The sequence below is a fragment of the Aquimarina celericrescens genome, assembly GCF_042682765.1.
Lineage (GTDB): Bacteria > Bacteroidota > Bacteroidia > Flavobacteriales > Flavobacteriaceae > Aquimarina > Aquimarina celericrescens.
In genome coordinates this window covers 134,456-157,455 of sequence record NZ_JBHUHY010000004.1, presented here as the reverse complement: position 1 = coordinate 157,455, position 23,000 = coordinate 134,456, and the positions used below count along the sequence as shown (strand labels likewise).

Below are 23,000 nucleotides of genomic sequence, written 5' to 3'. Positions count from 1 at the left end.
CATGTCTTTCGAATTTCTTGTTCCAGTTAGTGATTTGGTTGCCGCACATACTAAATTGCTTTCAGATCATTCATTGGGGAAACAAATTAAAATTCATACGGCAGATAATGGGGTTCCTGATCTTAAAAAAACTGATATTGCAATTCTGGGGATTCGGGAAAATAGAAATGATGTTAATTTTCTCGGAGAGAAATTGAGTTTTGATACTATACGAAAGTCCTTATACGAGCTTTATCCAGGAAACTGGGATGTAAACATCGCTGATCTTGGTGATATTAATCCCGGTAGCGAAGTAAGCGATACTTATTATTTGGTTCAGGAAGTATTGTCGGCATTACTACAAAAAAATATTATTCCGGTTATAATAGGAGGAAGTCAAGACCTCGTATATGCTCAATACAGATCTTTTGATATTTTAGAGCGAATGGTCAACCTTGCTAATGTAGATAGTAAATTTGATTTGGGAAACTCTTCAGAACCCATTACTAATACTTCTTTCATAGGTAAAATTATTGTAGAACAACCATATAATCTTTTTAATTATAGTAATATAGGATATCAAACCTATTTCAATGCTCAAGAAGAGATTGACCTCATAGAAAAATTGTATTTTGATGCCTATCGTTTGGGAGAGGTCATTTCAGATGTGACTATAGTAGAGCCTATCATGAGAGATGCAGATATTGTTTCAGTTGATTTAGGGGTTATGAATTCTAATAGTATGAATGGCGTTACTTCTTCTCCCAATGGTTTTAACGGAAGAGAAATTTGTACTATCTCTAGATATGCAGGAATTAGCGATAAAGTAAAAAGTTTTGGAATTTACGAGTTTAAGAATTTCAAGAATGAAGAGATGACATCGATGCTAATTGCCCAAATCATCTGGTATTTTATAGAGGGATTTAATTACAGGTCTAACGAACTAGACATAAAGAATCAAAAAAGTACCTTACACTATAATGTGCCTATCGATGATGAAATTTTGTCTTTTTACAAGAGTGTAAAAACCGGAAGATGGTGGATAGAAATACCTTTTCTTTCATCTGGTAATAATAAATTGGAAAGACATACGTTATTACCTTGCACGTACAACGATTATGAGCGTGCTTGTAATCAAGAAATACCTGAAAGATGGTATAAGGCAAAACGAAAAAACGAAGTTTAACATTTTTATTAGGCTGATTTAAGGTTTTTTTTAGAAAAAAATTGTTTTTCTGGAAATAAATAAATAGGTTTACGTCCTTAAATCTAGAAGATCTTAACCTAAAACACGTTATGAAGAAATTTGTATCACTCTTTGCTATTTTAGCAATGCTCTATAGTTGTGGTGGTGGAAGCCGCGGAGAACTAGTAGGAGCACAAGGAAAAAAATGGCACCCACAGAAACCATATGGAATGGCTCTCATCCCCGGAGGATCGTTTATTATGGGTAAATCTGATGATGACAAAGCGGCGCTGGCAAATGCACCAACGAAAATGGTTACTGTTCGTTCGTTCTATATGGACGAGACCGAAATTACTAATAGTGAGTATAGGCAATTTGTAAATTGGGTTCGAGATTCTACGATCCGAATGAGACTTGCTATTATGGCTGATGAATTAGGTAAAACACCTGGTGATGATGGAATTGGTGAGTATGCATTCTTAGATGCCGATACCGAAAACATGACAGTGTATGAAAAATATATGTACGATAATTACAGTGGTACAGGAACTACTGGCTATGAAGGTAGACAGCTTAACAAAGACATAGATATCGAGTGGGATATCGATGATTATCCAGATGAGTTTTATGCTGAAGTTATGGATACTATGTATGTGCCATTAGAAGAATCATACAATGGAAGACGTACTTTAGATGTAAGTAAATTTAAATTTAGATTTACTTGGATGGATATTCAGGCAGCAGCACGTGCAAGAAAAGGAGGAAGAAAAGATTTTGTAAAAGAAGAAGTAATAGAAGTGTATCCAGATACAACAGTTTGGATTAAAGATTTTAGTTACTCTTATAACGAACCTATGCATAATGATTATTTCTGGCATAGTGCGTATGATGATTACCCGGTAGTAGGTGTGTCTTGGGAGCAAGCAAAAGCTTTCTGTCGTTGGAGAACCATTGAAAAAAATACCTTTCAAAAGAGGAAAGGAAAAGAATTCGTAAACTATTTTAGACTACCTACGGAAGCAGAATGGGAGTATGCAGCTAGAGGAGGTCTCGAATCGGCTACATACCCATGGGGAGGTCCTTATGCTTTGAACGATAGAGGTTGTTTCCTTGCGAATTTTAAACCTCTTAGAGGAAACTATGCAGCAGATAATTTCTTATATACTGTAGAAGCCAGAACATTTGATCCTAACGATTATAACCTGTACAACATGGCAGGAAATGTTTCTGAGTGGGTACAGTCCTCTTATGATCCATCAGCTTACGAATATGTATCATCAATGAACCCAAATGTTAATGATGATGAAAATAAACGTAAAGTAGTGCGCGGAGGATCATGGAAAGATGTTGCTTATTTCCTACAGGTAAGTACCAGAGATTACGAATATGCTGATTCTGCCAGAAGTTATATTGGATTTAGAACGGTTCAGGACTATATGGGTACTGACGTGACTGGAGAAGATAACACTGTGAATCAGAAATAAGTCCCAAAATTCTATCAACTTAATTACTAACCCTTTTTTAACATTTAGATTTAAAAAAAACAAAACAAATTTATTATGGCAAATTCAAAAGCAAGCAAAAAATTAATGAATATGGTATACGGTCTAGGAGCGGCCGTAGTAATATTAGGTGCACTTTTTAAAATTATGCACTGGCCATTTGGTAATCAAATGCTTATTATTGGTCTTATTACAGAAGCATTTGTATTTACTGTTTCTGCGTTCGAACCTGTAGATGACGAATTAGACTGGTCTCTTGTATATCCTGAATTAGCAGGAGGAAACAAAAGAGATAAGAAAGATATGACTCCAGACGGTATGTTGTCTAAAAAATTAGACGAGATGCTTAAAGAAGCTAGAGTAGATTCCAGCCTTATGAGTAGTTTAGGTGAAAGTATCCGTAACTTCGAAGGAGCGGCTAAAAACATTTCTCCAACAGTAGATGCTATTCAAGGTACTAAAAAATATAGTGAAGAAATGGCTAGTGCTGCTTCTCACCTAGAATCTTTAAATAGCTTGTACAAAGTACAGCTAGAGTCTTCTGCACGTCAGGCTGAAGCTAATCAGGCTATCGCCGATAATGCAGCAAAACTTCAAGATCAAATGGCAAGCCTTGCTAGTAACCTTTCTTCTCTTAACGGAGTATATGGTGGTATGTTAACTGCAATGAATAGAAGTTAACAGTATTTAGAAGTATTATAATAACTACCAAAATTTAAGAAGAATGGCAGGAGGAAAATTATCCCCAAGGCAGAAGATGATTAACCTGATGTATCTGGTTTTCATCGCAATGATGGCATTAAATATGTCTAAAGAGGTACTATCAGCATTCGGTTTGATGAATGAAAAATTAACCGAATCTAATACAATCTCTACAGAAAGAAATAACTCGTTTATGGCTGGTTTGGCTGAAAAAGTTAATGAACAGCCAGAAAAATACACTCCATTAAAGGAAAAAGCAGATCAGATTAGTGCTTTATCAAATGAGTTTAATACATATATCGAGCAACTTAAAACAGAATTAACTTCTGATTTAAGTGATCCTACAGATTATGAAACTATGGATAAGTCATTGGCTTTAGACCAGAAGTTTTTTGAAGGAGGAAAAGTTACAGCAGAAGCTCAGGAATTTCTAGATAATGTTGAAAAATATCGTGATGGTGTTGCTTCAGTTATTAAAGAAGTAAAAGAAGTGGATGAGTCTGTAGCTAATGATGTTTTAAAAACATTTGCTACCGCAGATGTAAAGGATCGTTCAGGAGTAAACAAAAAATGGTTAAACTATAGTTTTGAAGGTTTTCCATTAGTAGCTTCTCTTACAAAGCTTACTCAAATGCAAGCTGATGTTAAGACTACTGAAAGCAAAGTGCTTTCTGCATTATTAGCAGGACAGCAGGCTTCAGAGCTTTCGTTTAGTAACTACGAAGCAATCGTAGTAGCCGATAAAACAGCTTTCTTTAGTGGCGAGAAGTTTAAAGGCAGAATCGTTCTTGGACGTTTTGATGCTACCTTAAAGCCAACCAAAGTTATGGTTAATGGCAAAGAGCAAACTGAAGTTCAGAACGGACAGATCATGCTAGATTTCCCAGCGGGTAATGTTGGAGAAAGAGATGTAGCTGGAGAGCTTGAGTTTAAAGAAGGAGATTCTATAGTAAAGATTCCTATTAAGAGTTCTTATACTGTTATCCCTCGACCAAATTCTGCGGTAATATCGGCAGATAAAATGAATGTCGTATATCGTGGTGTAAATAATCCAATGACAATTTCTATTCCTGGTGTTCCTAACGTAAATGCTAGTGCTCCCGGATTAAGAAAAGCTGGTGGTGCTGGTAAATACATGATGAATGTTACTACGGTAAAAGCTCGTGAAGTTAGTATCAAAGTGAGTGGTAAACTTGCTAACGGTACTACGGTAAGTGATAGTAAGAAATTTAGAATCAAGGATATTCCTAGACCAGTTGGTACTGTAAGAGGTGAGGACGGATCTATCAAGATGGCAAGAAATGCATTAGAGATTTCTTCTATTGGGGCAATATTACCTGATTTTGATTTTGATATTAAATTAAAGGTTACAGGATTTAAATTTAAAGTAGAAGGTCAGCCTACTGTTAGCATTCGAGGAGGAAGATTAGATTCTAAAGCTAAATCTGCTTTACGTAAGGCTAAAAGAGGTTCTTCTGTACAAATAATTGATATAAAAGCACAGTTAACTACAAATGCAGGATATAAGCTGAAGAAAATATCTCCGGTAATTGTTGAGTTAACAAATTAAAAAACTTAATTAGTTATGAATTTGAGAAATTTTGTATTAACCGTTTTAGGTCTTTTCGTTTCTATAATTTCATACGGCCAAATCAACGTACTAAACGCTGATCAGCCCAGTGATATTGGAAAGAAAACGCAAGATCAAATCCTATACGATAATGATCACCCGCTAGAGTATGCCTATGTAGATAAGCGTGACGTATTGTGGGCAAAGACTACTTGGGAGACTATCGATCTAGATGAGCGTATAAATTTCCCATTGTATTACCCTATTGATACTAATAATATCGGAGTGAACCGTAGGTCATTATATGATGTGCTGGTATCGAATATTAAAAGCGGTAAGATCAAAAATATTTATTCAGATTCATATTTTACCGAAACACGTACTTTTCAGGATCTAGAATCTACAATGTCTAAGATAGATACTACAGATTTAGGATATGAGCAATACAATGCCGGTGAAACTGTTGATCCGCAATATATCAATAGAAGAGATATTACTTCAGCAGATATTGCAGAATATAAAATCAGAGGATATTGGTATTTTGATAAGCGTCAAGGAGAACTAAGATACAGAATGTTGGGATTAGCACCTGTTGCTCCAGATGTTAACTTTATTGATGATGATGAGCCTGATATGGTAGCTCTTTTCTGGGTTTGGTATCCAGATGTAAGAGAGATTCTTCATAATGCATCTGCGTTTAACAGAAGAAACACATCAATGCCATTTACGTTGGATCATATTCTCAACGCAAGACGCTTTAATTCTGTTATTTATAAGGAAGATAATGAACAAGGTGACCGTTCTATTACAGATTATATCGTAGATAATGCCTTGATGCAACTTCTGGAAAGTGAACGAATTAAAGAAAGTATTCGAAATTTTGAAATGGATATGTGGAGTTACTAATTTCCAAGATATTCTATAAATAATATGTAAAACGCTCAATGAAAGTTGAGCGTTTTATTATTTTTGGGACATGTTAGATTATATTGTTGTTGGATTTGGATTAGCTGGATTGTCTTTTGTTGAACAACTAGAGCTTAATAATAGATCTTTCTGTGTTTTTGAGAACTACTCTCAAAAATCATCCAGGGTGGCAGGTGGGCTTTTTAACCCTGTAATCTTGAAACGTTTCACGCCGGCTTGGAGTGCTCAAGAACAACTCGAAAAATCTATTCCTTTTTATCGAAATATCGAGACCAAATTGCAGGAATCATTGGTAATTGATCTTCCAATATTACGCAGATTCAATTCAATTGAAGAACAAAACACATGGTTTGAAGCATGTGACAAACCTATTCTGAATCAATTTCTCTCTACAAAATTACTTAAGAATAGTAATTTAGCTTTAGATATTCCTTATAGCTACGGAAAAGTAAAGCATACTGGAAGAATTGACATCAAAGGAATGCTTTCTGCTTATTTAAGATATCTCGATCAAAAGAAATGTTTGGTCAATGAATCCTTTGAGTATAATGAATTAATTATCAATGAAGACTTCGTGGCTTATAACGGTCTGAAAGCCAAAAATATCATTTTTACTGAAGGTTTTGGTATTAAGAACAATCCATTATTCAATTATTTGCCGGTAGTTGGAAATAAAGGGGAATATATTATCATTAAGTCTGAAGCATTGCAATTAGAAGAAGCCGTAAAATCTTCTGTTTTCATCATTCCATTGGGAGACAATCACTACAAAATAGGAGCCACGTATAACCATGATGATAAGTCTCCAGAAATCACAAATACAGCTAGAAAAGAAATACAAAAAAAATTAGAACGCTTTTTAAAAGTTGACTATGAAGTTGTTGGGCAGGTAGCTGGAATTAGGCCCACTGTAAGAGATCGAAGGCCTTTGGCAGGAACTCATCCAGACTACCAAAATGTTCATATCCTTAATGGTCTTGGTAGTAGAGGAATACTCATTGGCCCTACAACGGCAGAGCATCTTTATAATCACATAGAACACAATATTTCTTTGAGTAAAGAATGCGATATTGAACGTTTTGAAAAATTAAGATAGATTCTTTTCTTTACTATAATGCATGAAAATATTGATCCATATATTTCTGGACAGCCTTAAAATTATGGGTAGAAATGCTATAAGTGTTGCTACAATAGCCAAGAAAGTGCTTAGCAACCCTAATTTTAGAATTAAATTAGTGATTACAAATGCTGCCACGGCAAAAGCTATTCCTACTGCATAACTTACATACATTGCCCCATAAAAAAACGACGGTTCTATTTTATACTTGGTATCACAATGGCTACAACGCTCGTTCATTTTTAGGGTATCTCCTATTTTATAAGGATTAGAAACTTCATACATACTTTCGTTCTGGCAAACCGGGCAACTTCCGGTTAAAATGCTATAAATTTTGGTTCCTTTCAAGAAGTTCATATGTGATTTTTATGCTAACGCAAATTTAATCATCTTTGCAGAAAATATTCAAAAGCTGATGTTAAACATACATAACTTGTCGATCTCATTTGGAGGAGAATATCTTTTTGAAGAGATTAGCTATATGCTAAGTGCTGGAGATCGGGTTGGATTAGTAGGAAAGAATGGAGCCGGAAAATCTACTATGCTTAAAATTTTATCTAAAGAGCAAGAACCAGATTCTGGTCAGATTGCAATGGATAAAGAGATAAAAATTGGTTTTCTAAAACAGGATATCGATTTTGTACAAGGTCGTACAGTACTAGAGGAAGCTTATGAAGCTTTTATAGAAATTAAAAATATCGAACGCGATATTGACGACATCAATGCACAACTTGCAGAGCGAACCGATTATGAAAGTGAAAGCTATAATCAGTTAATTACCGATTTAAGCGATTATACACATCATTATGAAATCTTAGGAGGATATAATTACCAAGGAGAGACAGAAAGAGTATTACAAGGCCTGGGATTTGTGAGAGAAGATTTTGACCGATTGACCGATACATTTTCAGGAGGATGGCGCATGCGAATTGAATTGGCCAAGCTCTTACTTCAAAATAATGATATTTTATTATTAGATGAACCTACAAACCATCTCGATATAGAATCTATTATTTGGTTAGAAAATTTTCTAAAAACATATGCCGGTGTAGTGGTTATCGTTTCACATGATAAAATGTTTCTTGATAATGTAACCAATAGGACTATCGAGATTTCTTTAGGGCGTATTTATGATTATAACAAGCCATATTCAAAATATTTGGTGTCGCGCAAAGAGATTAGAGAACAACAACTAGCAGCACAAAAAAATCAGTCTAAGCAGATAGAGCAAACTGAAAAGCTAATCGAGAAATTCAGAGCCAAAGCTTCTAAGGCATCTATGGCTCAATCACTAATCAAAAAATTAGACAAGATTGACAGGATAGAAGTAGACGAAGATGATAATGCTGTGATGAATATTAATTTTCCGGTAAGTGTCCAGCCGGGTAAAGTAGTGATGGAAGCCGAGGGTATAAGAAAGAATTATGGAGACAAGGAGGTGCTAAAGAACGTTGATTTATTAGTTGAGCGTGGTTCAAAAATAGCCTTTGTCGGTCAAAATGGACAAGGAAAATCTACTTTGGCTAAGATTATTGTTAATGAAATACCTCATGACGGAGAATTTAAATTAGGCCATAATGTACAGATAGGATATTTTGCTCAAAATCAATCTGAATACCTGGATGGGGAGTTAACTGTTCATGATACCATGATTAATGCGGCTAATGAAAAAACTCGTAGTAAGGTTAGGGACATGTTGGGCGCTTTTCTTTTTAGGGGAGAAGAAGTAGATAAAAAAGTGAAGGTATTGTCGGGAGGAGAACGTAATAGGTTAGCGTTGTGCAAAATGTTACTTCAGCCATTTAATGTCCTGGTGATGGATGAGCCCACAAACCATTTGGATATCAAATCTAAAAACGTACTCAAAGCGGCGTTAAAAACGTTTGAGGGAACCTTAATCCTGATATCTCATGATAGAGATTTCTTACAGGGATTGAGCAATACAGTGTATGAATTTAAAGACAAGAAGATCAAAGAGTACCTTGGCGATATAAATTTCTATTTAGAGCAGCGCAGAATCAATGATCTTCGGGATATAGAAAAAAAAGATAAACTGGTAAAGGCTGTCTCTGACAACAAAGAGACAGCAAAACAGTCTTATGAGAGCCAAAAAAAGCTCAAATCGTTAAATAATAAGCTTAGTAATGTCGAGTCAAAAATTAATAAGCTTGAGAAAGAAATTAAAGAAATAGATATAGAATTGGCTATTAATTATGATCAAACTATAGCACAACCTAGCTTTTTTGATCAATATCAGACAAAAAAAGATGAATTATCATCTTTAATGGAAAATTGGGAGACTATTCAAGAAGAAATTGACTCGCTTACGAATGCTTAAAATAGTATCAGTTTTTTGATAGATTAACGATTTTTTTGACATTAAACTAGGGTATTTTCAGATCTGGAATTCATTTTTTGCAGATTTCAAAAACAATCATTTGTTACCTTAAAGTTAAGTTAGATATCTCGTAATACTTTTGTGATATTTTTATCGTTAGTTGCAAGTGCAACTAGATTTTTATAGATATTTTTGTACCGAAAAATTAAATATTGGTATTTATGAATAATACAAAAGCCATCGATTTAAATGCCCACGCACTGTCTTGGGTTGGTAAGATTCACTATGACTTTGGGTTTTTAGTTCAAAAAGCATTTCGCGAAAATGGATTGGACCTTTCCAAAGAACAGTGGAGTGTACTTAAAAGACTAAATGTAAATGATGGACAACCACAAAATGATTTAGCTTTCATCACCCATAGAGATAAAACTTCTATGACTATATTGGTAAATACCATGGAAAGTAAAAATCTGGTGGTTAGAAAAAGTGATGAAAACGATAGAAGGGTTAATCGCATTTTTTTGACAGATCATGGTAAGGAAATTATACAAAAAGTGCAGCCCATCATGTATGATTTGATACCCGCGGTTCAGGAAAGCCTTAGTGAAGAAGAAATAGAAACATTAATCACCGTGCTTAAAAAGATAAAAACGAAAATTGCCGATATAGCAGAATGATAATTCGTGTATTACTTTATTTTAAAAACATCTGGTAACAGATGTTTTTTTGTTTAGATTTATAAGAACGTGCACGTATGTTAATTTTTATGAGTTCTTTAACTGCAACCTAACCTTGTTGTTGATAGTTTTGTGTAGCTTTTTTAAGACAAAGCTTAAACAAAATTGTAAGTATGAGAAATATAATACTTTCTGTTCTCGGATTGTTATTAATCGTTGGAGCTGTGTTTTTTACTATAAAGATAATTAACAGCAAAACAAGGCCTAGACCAAGACCACCCAAAGTAATCAAAACTGTCTTTGTTGATACTATAAAGAATGGTACTGTACCTATAAAAATAGCTGCTAACGGAAATCTTACTGCCAAAAGAAGATTGGAACTATATGCTGAAGTTCAAGGAATTTTCAAGGGAGGGGCTAAGCTTTTTAAAACAGGACAAAAGTATCGAAGAGGTCAATCATTGATTAGAATTGATGCTTCAGAATATTATGCAAGTGTCCAATCTGCAAAGAGTAATTTGTATAATCAAGTTACCGCAATCATGCCTGATTTACGTATGGATTATCCAGAAATTTATGATAAATGGCAAACATATCTTAGTAATTTTGATATGAATAAAGCTACTCCACAGCTTCCAGAGACTACTTCAGAAAAAGAAAAATATTTTATTACAGGAAGAAATATTCACACATCCTACTACAATGTAAAGAATCTAGAGCAAAGATTGTCAAAATATACTATTTCGGCTCCGTTTGATGGTGTGTTGACAGAGGCTTTGGTGACTGAAGGAACTTTAATTCGTCAAGGTCAGAAATTAGGAGAATTTATAGAAACAGGAGTGTACGAAATGGAAGTTGCTGTAGGAAAAGAATATGCAGATCTTCTGAAATTAGGAGAGTCAGTAGAACTTTCTAACCTAAATAAGACTAAAAACTACAAGGGAACGGTTAGTAGAATTAATAGTAGGGTGGATCAAGCTACGCAAACCATTACTGCTTTTATAGAAGTTAAAGATCCTATGTTGAAAGAAGGAATCTATCTCGAAGCTAATTTAGATGCCAAAAAAGAAACTAATGCTATCGAGATCGATCGTAATCTGCTTCAGAATGGAGATCAGATCTTCGTGGTAAGAGATAGTATATTAGATGTTATCGATGTACAACCCGTTTATTTCTCTGATAAAAAGGTAGTGCTTAAAGGAGTTCCTGATGGAAATGTAATCCTGAACAAACCTGTTCCCGGAGCTTATGCAGGGATGTTAGTTAAGGTTTATCAGGAAAAAAGAAAAAAATCTTCGGTATCTGACAATAATATGATCAGTACTGGCACAAAACAGTAGTCATGCGCAAAGTTATTTCTTATTTTATCAAATATCATGTTGCTGTAGATGTTATAGTGATCGCTTTTATTGCGTTTGGAGTTTTTGGCGCACTCTCTCTGAAATCATCATTTTTTCCTCTTACAGATTCCAAAAATATAAATATCAGCGTAGCGTATCCCGGAGCATCTCCCCTAGAGATAGAAGAAGGCGTAGTGCTAAAAATTGAAGATAATCTTAAAGGATTAGAGGGGATAGAACGTGTAACTTCAACATCTAGAGAAAATAGCGGTAGTATCAATGTGGAAATCGAAAAAGGGAAAGACATCGATTTTATGCTACTCGAAGTGAAAAATGCTGTAGATAGGGTACCTTCTTTTCCCACAGGAATGGAGCCTATCGTAGTAGGTAAGCAAGAGGCTGTTCGACCCACTATTAATTTTGCAGTAAGTGGGACTAATATTCCTTTGAGTACGCTCAAACAAATTACCCGTCAGATTGAGAACGATCTTAGAGGTATTGATGGTATATCGCAGATTAATATTAGTGGTTATCCAGACGAAGAAATCGAAATAGCAGTTAATGAAAATAGTTTGTTAGCCTACAGACTCAGTTTTAATGAAGTGGCTCAGGCGGTAAGTCAGGCAAATATTTTAACTACAGGAGGAACCATCAAGACAAATGCCGAAGAATACCTTATTAGAGCCAATAATCGTTCTTATTATGGTAATGAACTTTCTAATTTGGTTATACGAGCAGATGCTTCTGGTCGAACCATACGACTTAAAGATGTTGCCGAAATAAGAGATCGCTTTTCAGAATCCCCTAACGCTACATATTTTAACGGGGATCTTGCAGTTAATGTAGAAATAACAAGTACTAACACAGAGGATCTTATTTCTTCAGCAGAAAAAACAAAAGAATACATAGAAGAATTTAATCAGAAGTATAATAACGTACAGCTTAATGTTATTAGCGATCGCTCTACAACTTTGGTACAGCGTACAAAACTTCTTACAGAGAATGCTGTTATTGGTATGCTACTCGTGCTCACCTTCTTGTCACTATTCCTTAACACTCGCCTAGCCTTTTGGGTAGCTTTTGGCTTACCCATAGCATTTTTAGGAATGTTTGTCTTTGCCGGTTATTTTAATGTTACGATCAATGTATTATCGCTATTCGGGATGATCATTGTCATTGGTATTTTGGTTGATGATGGAATCGTTATCGCAGAGAACATCTATCAACATTACGAAAAAGGAAAAACTCCGGTTCAAGCTGCTATCGATGGCACTATGGAAGTAATTCCTGCTATTGTTTCTGCTATTTTGACCACCATATTGGCCTTTGGCATCTTTTTGTTTCTTGATGGTCGAATTGGCGACTTTTTTGGAGAAGTATCTGTTATTGTTATTCTTACACTTACGGTCTCTCTTGTTGAAGCACTGATCATACTTCCTGCACATTTGGCGCATTCTAAAGCCTTAAAGGCAGAAACTGCAGCACCTAAAAAAGGGATTGCTAAACTATTTTCTAAGCTTCGTTATGTGAATACTTTTGGTGATCGAATCATGAAATGGCTTCGTGATCATATGTATAGCCCAACCTTGCAGTTCGCCTTAAAAAATAAATTTTTTACTTTTTCTATCTTTATAGTAATCCTCATATTAACTATTGGAAGTGTTGGAGGAGGAATCGTAAGAACTTCATTTTTTCCTCGTATAGCCAGTGATGCAGTTTCAGTTGATTTAGGAATGCCTAATGGTACAAATGAAAAGGTAACCGATTCTATTATATCTATGATAGAAGAAAATGCGTGGCTTATCAATCAGGAACTCACCGATGAATTTTTAAAAGGAGAAGAATATGAAGGTAAAATGTTGTTTGAAAATGTAATCAGAAGTATCTCTTCATCTTCTGGTGCTTCTTTGCGAATTAATCTTTTACCAGGAGAAGAACGTCCTGATGCTGTAAGTTCAGGACTAGTCGCAAACCGCCTACGCGAAAAAGTAGGCCCTGTATTTGGTGCAGAACGATTAATATTTGGTTCTGGGGGTAATTTTGGTGGAAGCCCTGTTTCGGTTTCTTTATTAGGAAATAATATTAGAGAGCTAAAAGCTGCAAAAGAAGAGTTTAAAAAAGTCTTGGAAGACGATGTACGATTAAAAGATGTAGCCGATAATGATCCTGCGGGAATCAAAGAGATCAGATTAGAACTCAAGGAAAACGCTTATGCTCTGGGACTTAATCTAAGGGACGTAATGGCTCAGGTAAGAGCAGGTTTCTTTGGGGTACAGGCACAACGTTTTCAAAGAGGACAAGATGAAATTAGAGTTTGGGTACGTTATGATCGCGAAAATCGCTCTTCTATTTTGGATTTGGATAATATGCGAATAGCCACAACAACAGGCGAGAGAGTGCCACTAAATGAAATCGCAGAGTATACTATAGAGCGTGGAGATGTTGCAGTAAACCATCTAGATGGAAGACGTGAAATTCAGATTTCGGCAGATCTAAAAAATCCTGAAACGACCAGTTCCACAGATGTTTTAGATGAAATTCGTACAATAATAATGCCTGATATTATTTCAAAATATCCTACAGTAACTCCTTCTTATGAAGGGCAAAACAGAGAAGCAGGTAAGTTTTTAGGGTCCTTAGGGCCAGTCGGTCTCACCTCTTTGGCATTAATATATATTACTATAGCGTTTACGTTTAGAAGTTATAGTCAACCATTATTGCTATTACTCTTGATTCCGTTAAGTCTTCCCGCGGTAGCATTAGGACACTGGATACACGGTTTCCCTATCAATATATTGTCATTATTAGGAATTATTGCACTCATTGGGATTATGGTCAATGATGGATTGGTACTCATAGGGAAGTTTAACAGTAATCTTCGATCAGGAATGACTTTTGATGATGCTATCTATGAGGCTGGTAAATCACGTTTTAGAGCCATTTTCCTAACGTCTTTAACGACTATAGCTGGATTGGCACCATTGATTTTTGAACAGAGTCGTCAAGCGCAATTCCTGATTCCTATGGCAATTTCTATTGCTTATGGGATTGGTTTTGCAACAGTACTTACATTATTGGTATTACCATTATATCTATCATTTAGCAATAGTATTAAAGTAGGAACCAAGTGGTTGGCTACCGGAAATAGAATAACCAAGGAAGAAGTAGAACGAGCTATAAAAGAACAAAAAGAAGTAGATGAAGAACCTAAGGAACTGCAAGAAGCGTAATTATATGCAAACATTGATTTTCTTTCTGTTTTTAACTTCTGGAGTGGTAGCTCAAAAGTTAACAAAGCAGGAAGCTATACGACTAACATTAGAGAATAATTTCGGAATATTGATCGCCACCAACGACATACAAATAGCGTCAAATAATAAAAACATTTTAAATTCGGGTTATTTGCCCAACGTAACTGGTGATGCTGCTGCCGTTTATAATAGAGATAATATCGAAGCACAGTTTGCTAATGGAGAGACGAATATTTTAAATGGTGCAGAGAGTGATCGTTATAACGCAGCGGTTAATCTTAATTATACATTGTTTGACGGATTAGGGCGTTGGTATAATTATAAGAGACTAAAGGAACAATATAATTTAACTGAATTACAAGCACGAGAAACCATAGAAAATACAATCCTTCAGCTGTTTACTGTGTATTTTGAAATAGCAAGACTTACAGAAAATGTTGCAATTTTAAAAGAAACTTTGCAAATTTCCGAAGAAAGAATAACCAGATCTAATTATCAATTTGAATATGGTCAAAATACAAAACTTGATGTGCTTAACGCTCAGGTTGATGTGGCCAACGATAGTATAAATTTAATTAATACGAAACAACTATTAGTAAATACCAAACGTGATTTAAATCTGATTGTTAATAATGATCTTACCAAAACGTTTGAAGTGGATACGACCATTAATTTTGTAAACCGATTGCAGATCGACGGCTTTCTAGAAAAATCATTTGAAAATAACGTAAGAATTTTACGCAATCAAAGCAATATCAAAATCAACGAATATGATCTTAAAGTAAGTAAATCGGGTTATTTACCTACTATTGGTTTAACCGGAACATACGGATGGAACAAAAACAATAACAATGCTGCAGCCTTCTTAGCAACGCTTACGTCAGATGGTCTTTCGGCATCTGTAAATTTGAGTTGGAATCTTTTTGATGGAGGACGTACTATTACAGAAATTAAGAATGCAAAAATTGCCTTAGAAACTCAGGAAATTCAACAAGAACAACTAGAGCAAGAGGTGAAACGAGATATTGCCAATGCATTGGGCAATTATGAAAATCGTTTGAAAGTTTACGAAATACAGCAACAAAATGTTGTGACCAATCAAAATAACTTTGAGCGTTCTAAAGAACGATTTAATCTTGGTCAGATTACCTCTATAGAATTTAGACAAGCACAGATTAATTTGATTCAAGCTCAAACCAATAAAACCTTGGCGAAATACGATGCTAAGCTTGCAGAGTTGCAGCTATTGCAATTAACAGGGCAGTTGTTGAATATAGAGTTTTAGAGTTTTACGGTATAATACATAACTTAAATGTTCGAACATTTTTTTCAATGTCCATATTGTTGGGAAGAAATCTCGATGCTGTTGGATCCATCAGTGACCTATCAGGTATATGTTGAAGATTGCGAAGTATGTTGCAATCCTATAGAGTTGCATCCAAGGTTCGAAGATCAAGAATTAGTAGGCTTCGAAGCAATTAATATTGAACAATAACCTTAAAATGCTTATTAAAAGATACTTATCATCTTTTTAGAATTTTTTAATAAAAATAGTGTTGTTTACAATAAAAATGATCGTATATTTGCCATCCGCAAGGAATAATAAGTAGTTTGTCGAGCTCATAACTCGAAGTTTAAAAGACGAGTAAATCATTTATTATATATCGCGGGATAGAGCAGTAGGCAGCTCGTCGGGCTCATAACCCGAAGGTCACAGGTTCGAGTCCTGTTCCCGCTACTAGTAACCATCTCAATATGAGGTGGTTATTTTGTTTAAGAACGTTTTTCTTTCTTAAAAAAACATCAATTTTGACGTTTACGTACCGTATTACGTACCGCAAATTTTACTTTTTGACTCCGAGAGTGTTTTTTCTTCTAAATTAACCTCTACTTTAAGTAATTTTACTTTAATATTAAATATTTGAAGATCAATTTTTTATGTTAGTTTTGAAGTGTAGGTTTTTCCTGCTATCATGCTATAAAAATTATGCTCTTAGGGCAGGATATCCAGAAGACTGCCAAAAATCTTTATTGGAAATATATTTTCTAATATCTCAGATTTTCTTCTTCATCAATAATCTGCTCTCTTTTAATTTCTTTTTCATAATTTTCGACCTCTTGGATAGCCCATTTGTTTAGGTTGTCAAATTTATGACCCACTAATTCTTTAACTAAATTTTGTCTTGATTTTAAATAAGGAACTCTAGATCCCACCGTTGACATAGAGTATAGATTACTCGATAATTCACTAATGAAATCAACATTATTACCAAATTCATCAATCATTTTTTTTGTAAATTCAAACCAACTATTGCCCTCAGAATACAAAGGAGATATTCGTATGAACCAATTAGCCACTTTAGGATGTTTTTTGCACCATTCAAAGATTTTATTATTTCTTTCGGTATTTTGAAAAAATCTGTGAGTATTTTTAGCTCCCATTATAAAACCGATATCAAATATTTCACCAAAGATTATATAATCTTCCCTTTTAAACAATAGTTTAGAGAAAATTCCCCAAGATTTTTCAAAATTTAGTTCTAAAGTCTTTATAGCAATATTTGCTATATGATAATCATTTGTATAGTTAGGGAAAGTATTTTTAGAAAAGGTCATAATATCTTTAGAAACTTTATTAACTATATCTTCTCCGTAATGATCTAGGGAAAAATTCATCAGATCTTCCCACGCGTATAAATCAATATTTATTGAACACTCTAATAAGTTATGGTTTAATACTAATTTTTTACAGTAATCAATAATTTGTTGAGGAAAAGATAAATTTTCTCTCTTTTGGTTCCAGATATAATGATGTAGGACATTAATCAAAATAGATAAATCAGAATTCATCGATTCTAAATCTGAAAGGAATTTTGTTAGATCATCAATTGGTAATTTGATTAATTCGTATTTACTATAGTCTAATCGGTTTATATTATGACCATTTTTTATTAATTCAAGAAGTTTAGATGCATTTTTATAGGATGGTATAATATGCCTGAATACCGAAAACGAAAATATAGATTTATTTTTAAAAAATATATCGAAGATCTGTTGCCGTTCATTTTCTTTTATAGAAACCACGTATCCATTTAAAAAGGAAGCACTCCATGCTTTATTTTCTATGGTCAGGAGATAATTTACCAAATCCGAAACAAAAGCCTTATCATATCCAATGCCTTCTCCATATTTTTTTCCAAAGTTGAAAGTTTGAAATTGGTAGCCTAAAAAAAGCTTATCAAAATATGGAGCCAAATCTACATTTTTGTCTATAATTTCTTTTGAGAACTTTTCGGCAACTAATTTAGCTTCGTCAGTTCGATTTCCTTTACGGTCTTCATTGTATATTGGTTCAGGTTCTGAAACATAGCGAGTTATTTTTTCTTCTATAGTGGTTGGGACAGAAAGTTTTAAAAATTCATCTATAAACTCTTTCCCTTTTTTTGAAATTCCATTAAAGGACCTAATTCTACCAATGGTTTTGGAAAACTCTTTTTTATACATTGGGTTTTCCGCTATATCTATCATCAAGTCTTTGATTTTATTAAAATCATATTGATATTGATCAAGAGTAAAAAGATTAGTATAAAGGAGTTTTTGTGCTAAAACAGCTAAATCATTGGTTTTATGAATAAAATGCCTAATTATATTAATAACTTCATCCAAATATTCTTGTACTTCTCCATAAGATTTTGGTTGATAATCTTTTAGAGGTGTTGATCCTCCTTGATTTTCTGCTCCTATTATCCTACTATTCGTACCTCTTTGGGATAATGCGGATTCACAGGCTCCTAGACAAAGTCTATCAAAATCATTATTGTTTTTGTTGATCCCCCAATTTAAAACTTCAACTCTTTTTCCATAGGAAACTTCAGTACCAGCCAAGTATATTCTAAAAAGTTGTTTAAAATAACTAGAGGAATTATTACTATAGTAAGTTTCGATCTCGGCTACTGCAAAACACATTAAAACCTTAGTAGCGTCCAAAAAAGTTTCATTTCTAAAACATAATTTTTCTAATGCCCATACTAGATTCTGTCTCCCTTCAACTATTGTCTCTAAGTATTCTTTTGGTTTGTCAAGAAAGTGTTTTACTAAAACTTTGGTTGTAGCTTCAGGATTCACAGTAACAATAGAGCGAAAAAGTTGTGAACCCATATTAGAATTTAATATTTCCGCTGTCGAAAAATTTCCATTAACTCCCCATATTGTATTAACGAGTTCTTTCGCTTTATTAACATTACCAATTCTTCCTAATTGTTGAGAAAGAGGATCCAAATGTGATTTGGGTATTTCTTGTATGAATTTTTTATATTTAGGAGGTGTTAACTCGTTCCAAAATAATATAGACAATTTAAGAGCAAGAGGACCAGGTCTTACCATAATCAAATTTCCGCGTCTTTCTATGGTACCTTTTTGTAGAAATTTATTAATTGTTGTATAGATTTTATCTTCAGTTATACCAAAAAAGTTTGAGAAAAATTTGGTTGCTTCCAAAAGTTGATCATAATGATTCTCGTTTATTTGATGGTACTCATCCGAAGGAAATTCTACGGTTTTGAAAACTGAAATTATTTTTAAAATTTTAAATTCTACTTCATTAACATCTTCTCGACCAAACACTAACTTTCTAACTAATTCATCATCAAAGTTTTCATTTAGATTGACCTTGCTGATCGAGGCTTTTGCAAAATCTATTGCCATTTTAGTATTTCCTTCTGAAAAATTTACTAGGAAATCAATTTCATTATCTAATAAAACACCGTTATATTTTTCCTTTAAAATAGATTTTGTAATAGAAGCATAGTATTTGCCCTTTAGCTCTAAGATTTTTTCGCTTTCAGTGTTATAAGTGTTATTTACTTTATCATAATCAATAGTAATAATTTGCAAATTGCTTCCCCATCTATTAACTTCTTTTACGAATAGATTGTAGTCTGATGGTGAGCAATTATCAAGGACAAGTAAAGCTCGTATATCTTGTGAATGACTTTTAATGAAATTTAACAATCTAGAACTACCTTGGTTAAGGTCAAAATAAAGAGTACTGTCAGAAAGTGTTTTTTGTTTTAGGTCATATTCTCCATTATTTCTATCTCCAGGATCTAACACTTCACAAACTAGCCTTGTCTTTCCTATCCCTGAAATACCTTCAATTCTAATGTTTTTTCCATTAAAAAGGTCATTTCTAAGAGAATTAATTATATTGTCTAGATCTATATTAGACTTGAAGACTTCTGTATTTTCTTTATACGATTTCAACTCCTCCCAAGTTAATAAACCTAAAGGTCTAGTTATTCCTATACATTTTTGTACATATATAACTGTAGATATGAATTCGTTTGTCCAATCACTTAATTTATTTGCGTCATATATTTTAACTTTAGCATTTTTCGAAAAACTTTCTGCATCTTTTTCGGGAACCCCTTCTTTTATTTTGGCTTCTTTTATGCCTTCCCTTATGGCCATTACTCTTTCGCTTAATTCATTAACCCTATTTTCCACTATAGCTTGAGTAGTAACAAGTATATATGTACCGTTTTTATCTAAAACTTCTTTTACTTGGGGTTTTAATTCTTTACTTTTAGTAAGTATTTCTTCTTTACACTTTCCCTTAGGCATATCGGAAGCTTTGCATTGGAATAGACAAGTTTTGTTGATTACCCAACGGGATGTCTTAAAGTCAGAAGTTTCAATTCTTCCATCTTCACCTCCATCAGCAGCATTAATATTTTGGGGGACACTTATATAACAATCAGGGAAACTAAATTTTTTGTGTTCTAAGTGTAGCAGCTTTAGGAGCAATTCTGTAAGTTGTTTTGCTTCTAACTCTTTTATGTTATTATAGGTAATTGTGTTCATAGTAATTGGTTAATAAGTAGGCTTTAATTTAAAGAAAAACATTTACATAACTATTCACATATCTTGATAAAATTTAGAGAAAAAGTGTCTTTTATGAAGCAATAGTGTTTGAGTTGTTTAATATAAATTTCTTTCCTAGTTGTTTAAAAAGGTACGTACCGTTTACGTACCGCAAATACGTACCTTTTTGTATGGATTTGTAGAGATTTGTGCCGAATTGTATATCTTGATTCTAGTAAAACTCTTATAAACAGAAGGTTAATTTAGTGCTTTTTTAGGCTCATAACCCGAAGGTCACAGGTTCGAGTCCTGTTCCCGCTACGAAGGAAAAAGCTTTACAGAGATGTGAAGCTTTTTTATTGTTATAATGTTAATACCACTTGGCAGGACGAGAAGTTTATCCTGAGCAAGGTACGAGTCGAAGGGAGTCCTGTTCCCGCTACGAAGAAAAAGCTTCACAGAAATGTGGAGCTTTTTTTAATGTCATAATGTATTGAAGACTTGACAAGGGCGAGAGGTTTATCCTGAGTGAAGTATGAGTCGAAGGGAGCTCCGTTACCGGTATTAGTAACCACCTAATTTTGAGGCGGTTATTTTTGTTTATAAAAGTTTCCGTAATCAGGGAATGGATCAAAACCAATGGTTATGTTTATACAATTATTCTGGTAATTCTAAAATAATTTGATTTTTCTTCAAAAAAAGTTTTTGATGTCACTTTTTTATTACTTTTGAATATAATTAATAATGAGTCTAGAAGGACGCATTGCCTACATAAATGAAAACGTTTTTCAGATTCGGGCTTAGGAGCATAAAGAAGTCTACTCCAAAAGCTGCCTCAGGGATGGGGAACCGAATTCTCAGGCTGACTTCTAAAAAATATACCACTACACTAAGATCTTTAGAGCGAATACCATTCGTTCCTTATACTATTTCTATTATTCGAGTATGAGATAATTGATACAAATGGCATTGCCGTTTTCTTATCAATTTCAATTTTTTTTAATCTCAAATAATGGAAGATCCATAGATTTTCAGGCTCATTTGGTCTGTGTTTTCAATGGTGAATTCATCTGCAAATCAAAACAAATCAGATGAAAACAAAATATATCGATCTTATTGATCAAACGTTTCATTTCCCTCAAGAAGAATTTAAACTAGAGGATAACCAATTACAATTTCATGGCATCAACCTTATGCAGTTGATCGCCCAATATGGTACGCCTCTAAAATTTACTTATCTCCCTAAAATATCAGAAAATATTAACAGGGCCAAAGGATGGTTCGATAATGCCATCAAAGCGAATAATTATGCCGGTAATTATAACTATTGCTATTGTACCAAAAGCTCTCATTTTCAACACGTATTAAATGAAGCACTAAAAAATGATATTCATATAGAAACCTCCTCAGCTTTTGATATTGATATTGTTGAAAACTTAAAGGCACAAGGTAAAATTAATAATGACACTTATGTGATTAGTAATGGCTTCAAACGTGATCAATATATTCAGAATATTGCCCGATTGATTAATAACGGGCATCATAACTGTATTCCAATCATTGATAATTACGAAGAATTAGATTTATTAAGCAATGTGATTAATGAAGATTTTCAGGTAGGTATCCGTATTGCTTCTGAAGAAGAACCTAAATTTGAATTCTATACCTCCAGATTAGGGATTGGCTATCGAAATATCGTGTCTTTTTACAACAATCAAATTAAAAACAATCCTAGAGTGAAACTGAAAATGCTTCACTTCTTTATCAATACAGGTATTCGCGATACCGCGTACTATTGGAATGAGCTGTTAAAATGCCTAAAAGTATACATTAGTCTTAAAAAAATATGTCCATCACTGGATAGTTTAAATATTGGTGGTGGTTTCCCTATAAAAAACTCTTTGGCATTCGATTATGACTACCAGTATATGATCAATGAAATCGTAAATCAAATCCAGATTGCCTGTGAAGAAGCGAGAGTAGATGTCCCTCATATATTTACCGAATTTGGCAGTTTTACCGTAGGTGAAAGTGGTGGGGCTATTTATGAGGTGCTCTATCAAAAACAGCAAAACGATCGCGAAAAATGGAATATGATCAATTCGTCTTTTATTACAACAATGCCAGATACCTGGGCAATAAATAAGCGTTTTGTAATGCTTCCGGTAAATAGATGGCAAGATGAATATGAACGCGTACTGCTTGGTGGATTAACATGTGATAGTGATGATTATTATAATTCTGAACAACATATGAACGCTATATATCTACCAAAATATAAAAAAGACAAACCCTTGTATATCGGTTTTTTCAATACGGGTGCATATCAGGAAACTATTGGTGGTTTTGGCGGATTGCAACATTGCCTGATTCCCCAACCTAAGCATATTTTGATAAATCGCGACAAAAATGGAGCGTTAACAACAGAAGTTTTTGCCCCACAACAAACCTCAGAACAGTTACTATCTATTCTAGGATATCAAAAAACAGCACAAGAAGTAACATCAGAACATTCGAAAAAAGAAACACTTATACCTCATAATTAATTT

The 23,000-nt window shown here is 33.9% G+C and carries 15 protein-coding genes and 1 tRNA gene; 14 read left to right on the top strand and 2 right to left on the bottom strand.

Going from position 1 to position 23,000, the window contains the following annotated elements:
- Position 1: 1 nt before the first annotated feature.
- From ACFSJT_RS07775 to ACFSJT_RS07750, 6 genes are all read left to right on the top strand, one after another.
- Positions 2-1,165: a formimidoylglutamase gene (locus tag ACFSJT_RS07775; RefSeq protein ID WP_378319676.1), complete on the top strand. Its 1,164-nt coding sequence runs from the start codon at positions 2-4 to the stop codon at positions 1,163-1,165.
- Between the two features lie 110 nt (positions 1,166-1,275).
- Complete coding sequence (gene porK / locus ACFSJT_RS07770; protein ID WP_378319675.1) at positions 1,276-2,649, top strand: T9SS ring complex lipoprotein PorK/GldK; 1,374 nt, start codon at positions 1,276-1,278, stop codon at positions 2,647-2,649.
- 75 nt (positions 2,650-2,724) lie between these two features.
- Positions 2,725-3,348 carry a type IX secretion system motor protein PorL/GldL gene (porL, locus tag ACFSJT_RS07765; protein ID WP_378319674.1) on the top strand — a complete coding sequence of 208 codons (624 nt, stop codon included), beginning with the start codon at positions 2,725-2,727 and terminating at the stop codon, positions 3,346-3,348.
- Between the two features lie 43 nt (positions 3,349-3,391).
- Entirely contained in the window at positions 3,392-4,939 is a 1,548-nt protein-coding gene (gene porM / locus ACFSJT_RS07760; RefSeq protein ID WP_378319673.1) for a type IX secretion system motor protein PorM/GldM, read from the top strand.
- A gap of 15 nt (positions 4,940-4,954) precedes the next feature.
- On the top strand, positions 4,955-5,845 hold the full coding sequence (gene porN, locus ACFSJT_RS07755) for a type IX secretion system ring subunit PorN/GldN (RefSeq protein WP_378319672.1): 891 nt from the start codon (positions 4,955-4,957) through the stop codon (positions 5,843-5,845).
- Positions 5,846-5,915: 70 nt separating this feature from the next.
- A complete protein-coding gene (locus ACFSJT_RS07750) occupies positions 5,916-6,962 on the top strand; it encodes an NAD(P)/FAD-dependent oxidoreductase (protein ID WP_378319671.1) in 1,047 nt (348 codons plus the stop codon).
- On the opposite strand, the gene ACFSJT_RS07745 is transcribed toward ACFSJT_RS07750, so the two are convergent.
- Positions 6,954-7,340, bottom strand: a complete 387-nt coding sequence (locus tag ACFSJT_RS07745; protein ID WP_378319670.1) for a DUF983 domain-containing protein — start codon at positions 7,338-7,340, stop codon at positions 6,954-6,956. The genes ACFSJT_RS07750 and ACFSJT_RS07745 overlap by 9 nt on opposite strands.
- A gap of 58 nt (positions 7,341-7,398) precedes the next feature.
- Between ACFSJT_RS07745 and ACFSJT_RS07740 the strand changes: the two genes are divergently transcribed.
- From ACFSJT_RS07740 to ACFSJT_RS07710, 7 genes are all read left to right on the top strand, one after another.
- The gene (locus ACFSJT_RS07740; protein ID WP_378319669.1) at positions 7,399-9,321 is read left to right on the top strand and encodes an ABC-F family ATP-binding cassette domain-containing protein; all 1,923 of its coding nucleotides are present in this window, start codon (positions 7,399-7,401) and stop codon (positions 9,319-9,321) included.
- Between the two features lie 221 nt (positions 9,322-9,542).
- Positions 9,543-9,998 carry a MarR family winged helix-turn-helix transcriptional regulator gene (locus ACFSJT_RS07735; RefSeq protein WP_378319668.1) on the top strand — a complete coding sequence of 152 codons (456 nt, stop codon included), beginning with the start codon at positions 9,543-9,545 and terminating at the stop codon, positions 9,996-9,998.
- A 173-nt stretch (positions 9,999-10,171) separates the two neighbouring features.
- A complete protein-coding gene (locus ACFSJT_RS07730) occupies positions 10,172-11,338 on the top strand; it encodes an efflux RND transporter periplasmic adaptor subunit (RefSeq protein ID WP_378319666.1) in 1,167 nt (388 codons plus the stop codon).
- A 2-nt stretch (positions 11,339-11,340) separates the two neighbouring features.
- Positions 11,341-14,568, top strand: a complete 3,228-nt coding sequence (locus ACFSJT_RS07725; protein ID WP_378319665.1) for an efflux RND transporter permease subunit — start codon at positions 11,341-11,343, stop codon at positions 14,566-14,568.
- A gap of 4 nt (positions 14,569-14,572) precedes the next feature.
- Positions 14,573-15,874 (top strand): TolC family protein, encoded by a 1,302-nt coding sequence (locus ACFSJT_RS07720; RefSeq protein ID WP_378319664.1) that lies wholly within the window; start codon positions 14,573-14,575, stop codon positions 15,872-15,874.
- 27 nt (positions 15,875-15,901) lie between these two features.
- Positions 15,902-16,084 carry a CPXCG motif-containing cysteine-rich protein gene (locus ACFSJT_RS07715; protein WP_378319663.1) on the top strand — a complete coding sequence of 61 codons (183 nt, stop codon included), beginning with the start codon at positions 15,902-15,904 and terminating at the stop codon, positions 16,082-16,084.
- 170 nt (positions 16,085-16,254) lie between these two features.
- Positions 16,255-16,327 (top strand) — tRNA-Met (locus tag ACFSJT_RS07710).
- A 308-nt stretch (positions 16,328-16,635) separates the two neighbouring features.
- Here the strand turns inward: ACFSJT_RS07710 and ACFSJT_RS07705 are convergent.
- Positions 16,636-20,451: a hypothetical protein gene (locus ACFSJT_RS07705; protein WP_378319662.1), complete on the bottom strand. Its 3,816-nt coding sequence runs from the start codon at positions 20,449-20,451 to the stop codon at positions 16,636-16,638.
- 1,091 nt (positions 20,452-21,542) lie between these two features.
- Here ACFSJT_RS07705 and ACFSJT_RS07700 point away from each other — a divergent pair.
- Positions 21,543-22,997: an arginine decarboxylase gene (locus tag ACFSJT_RS07700; RefSeq protein WP_378319661.1), complete on the top strand. Its 1,455-nt coding sequence runs from the start codon at positions 21,543-21,545 to the stop codon at positions 22,995-22,997.
- The last annotated feature ends 3 nt before the right edge of the window (positions 22,998-23,000 follow it).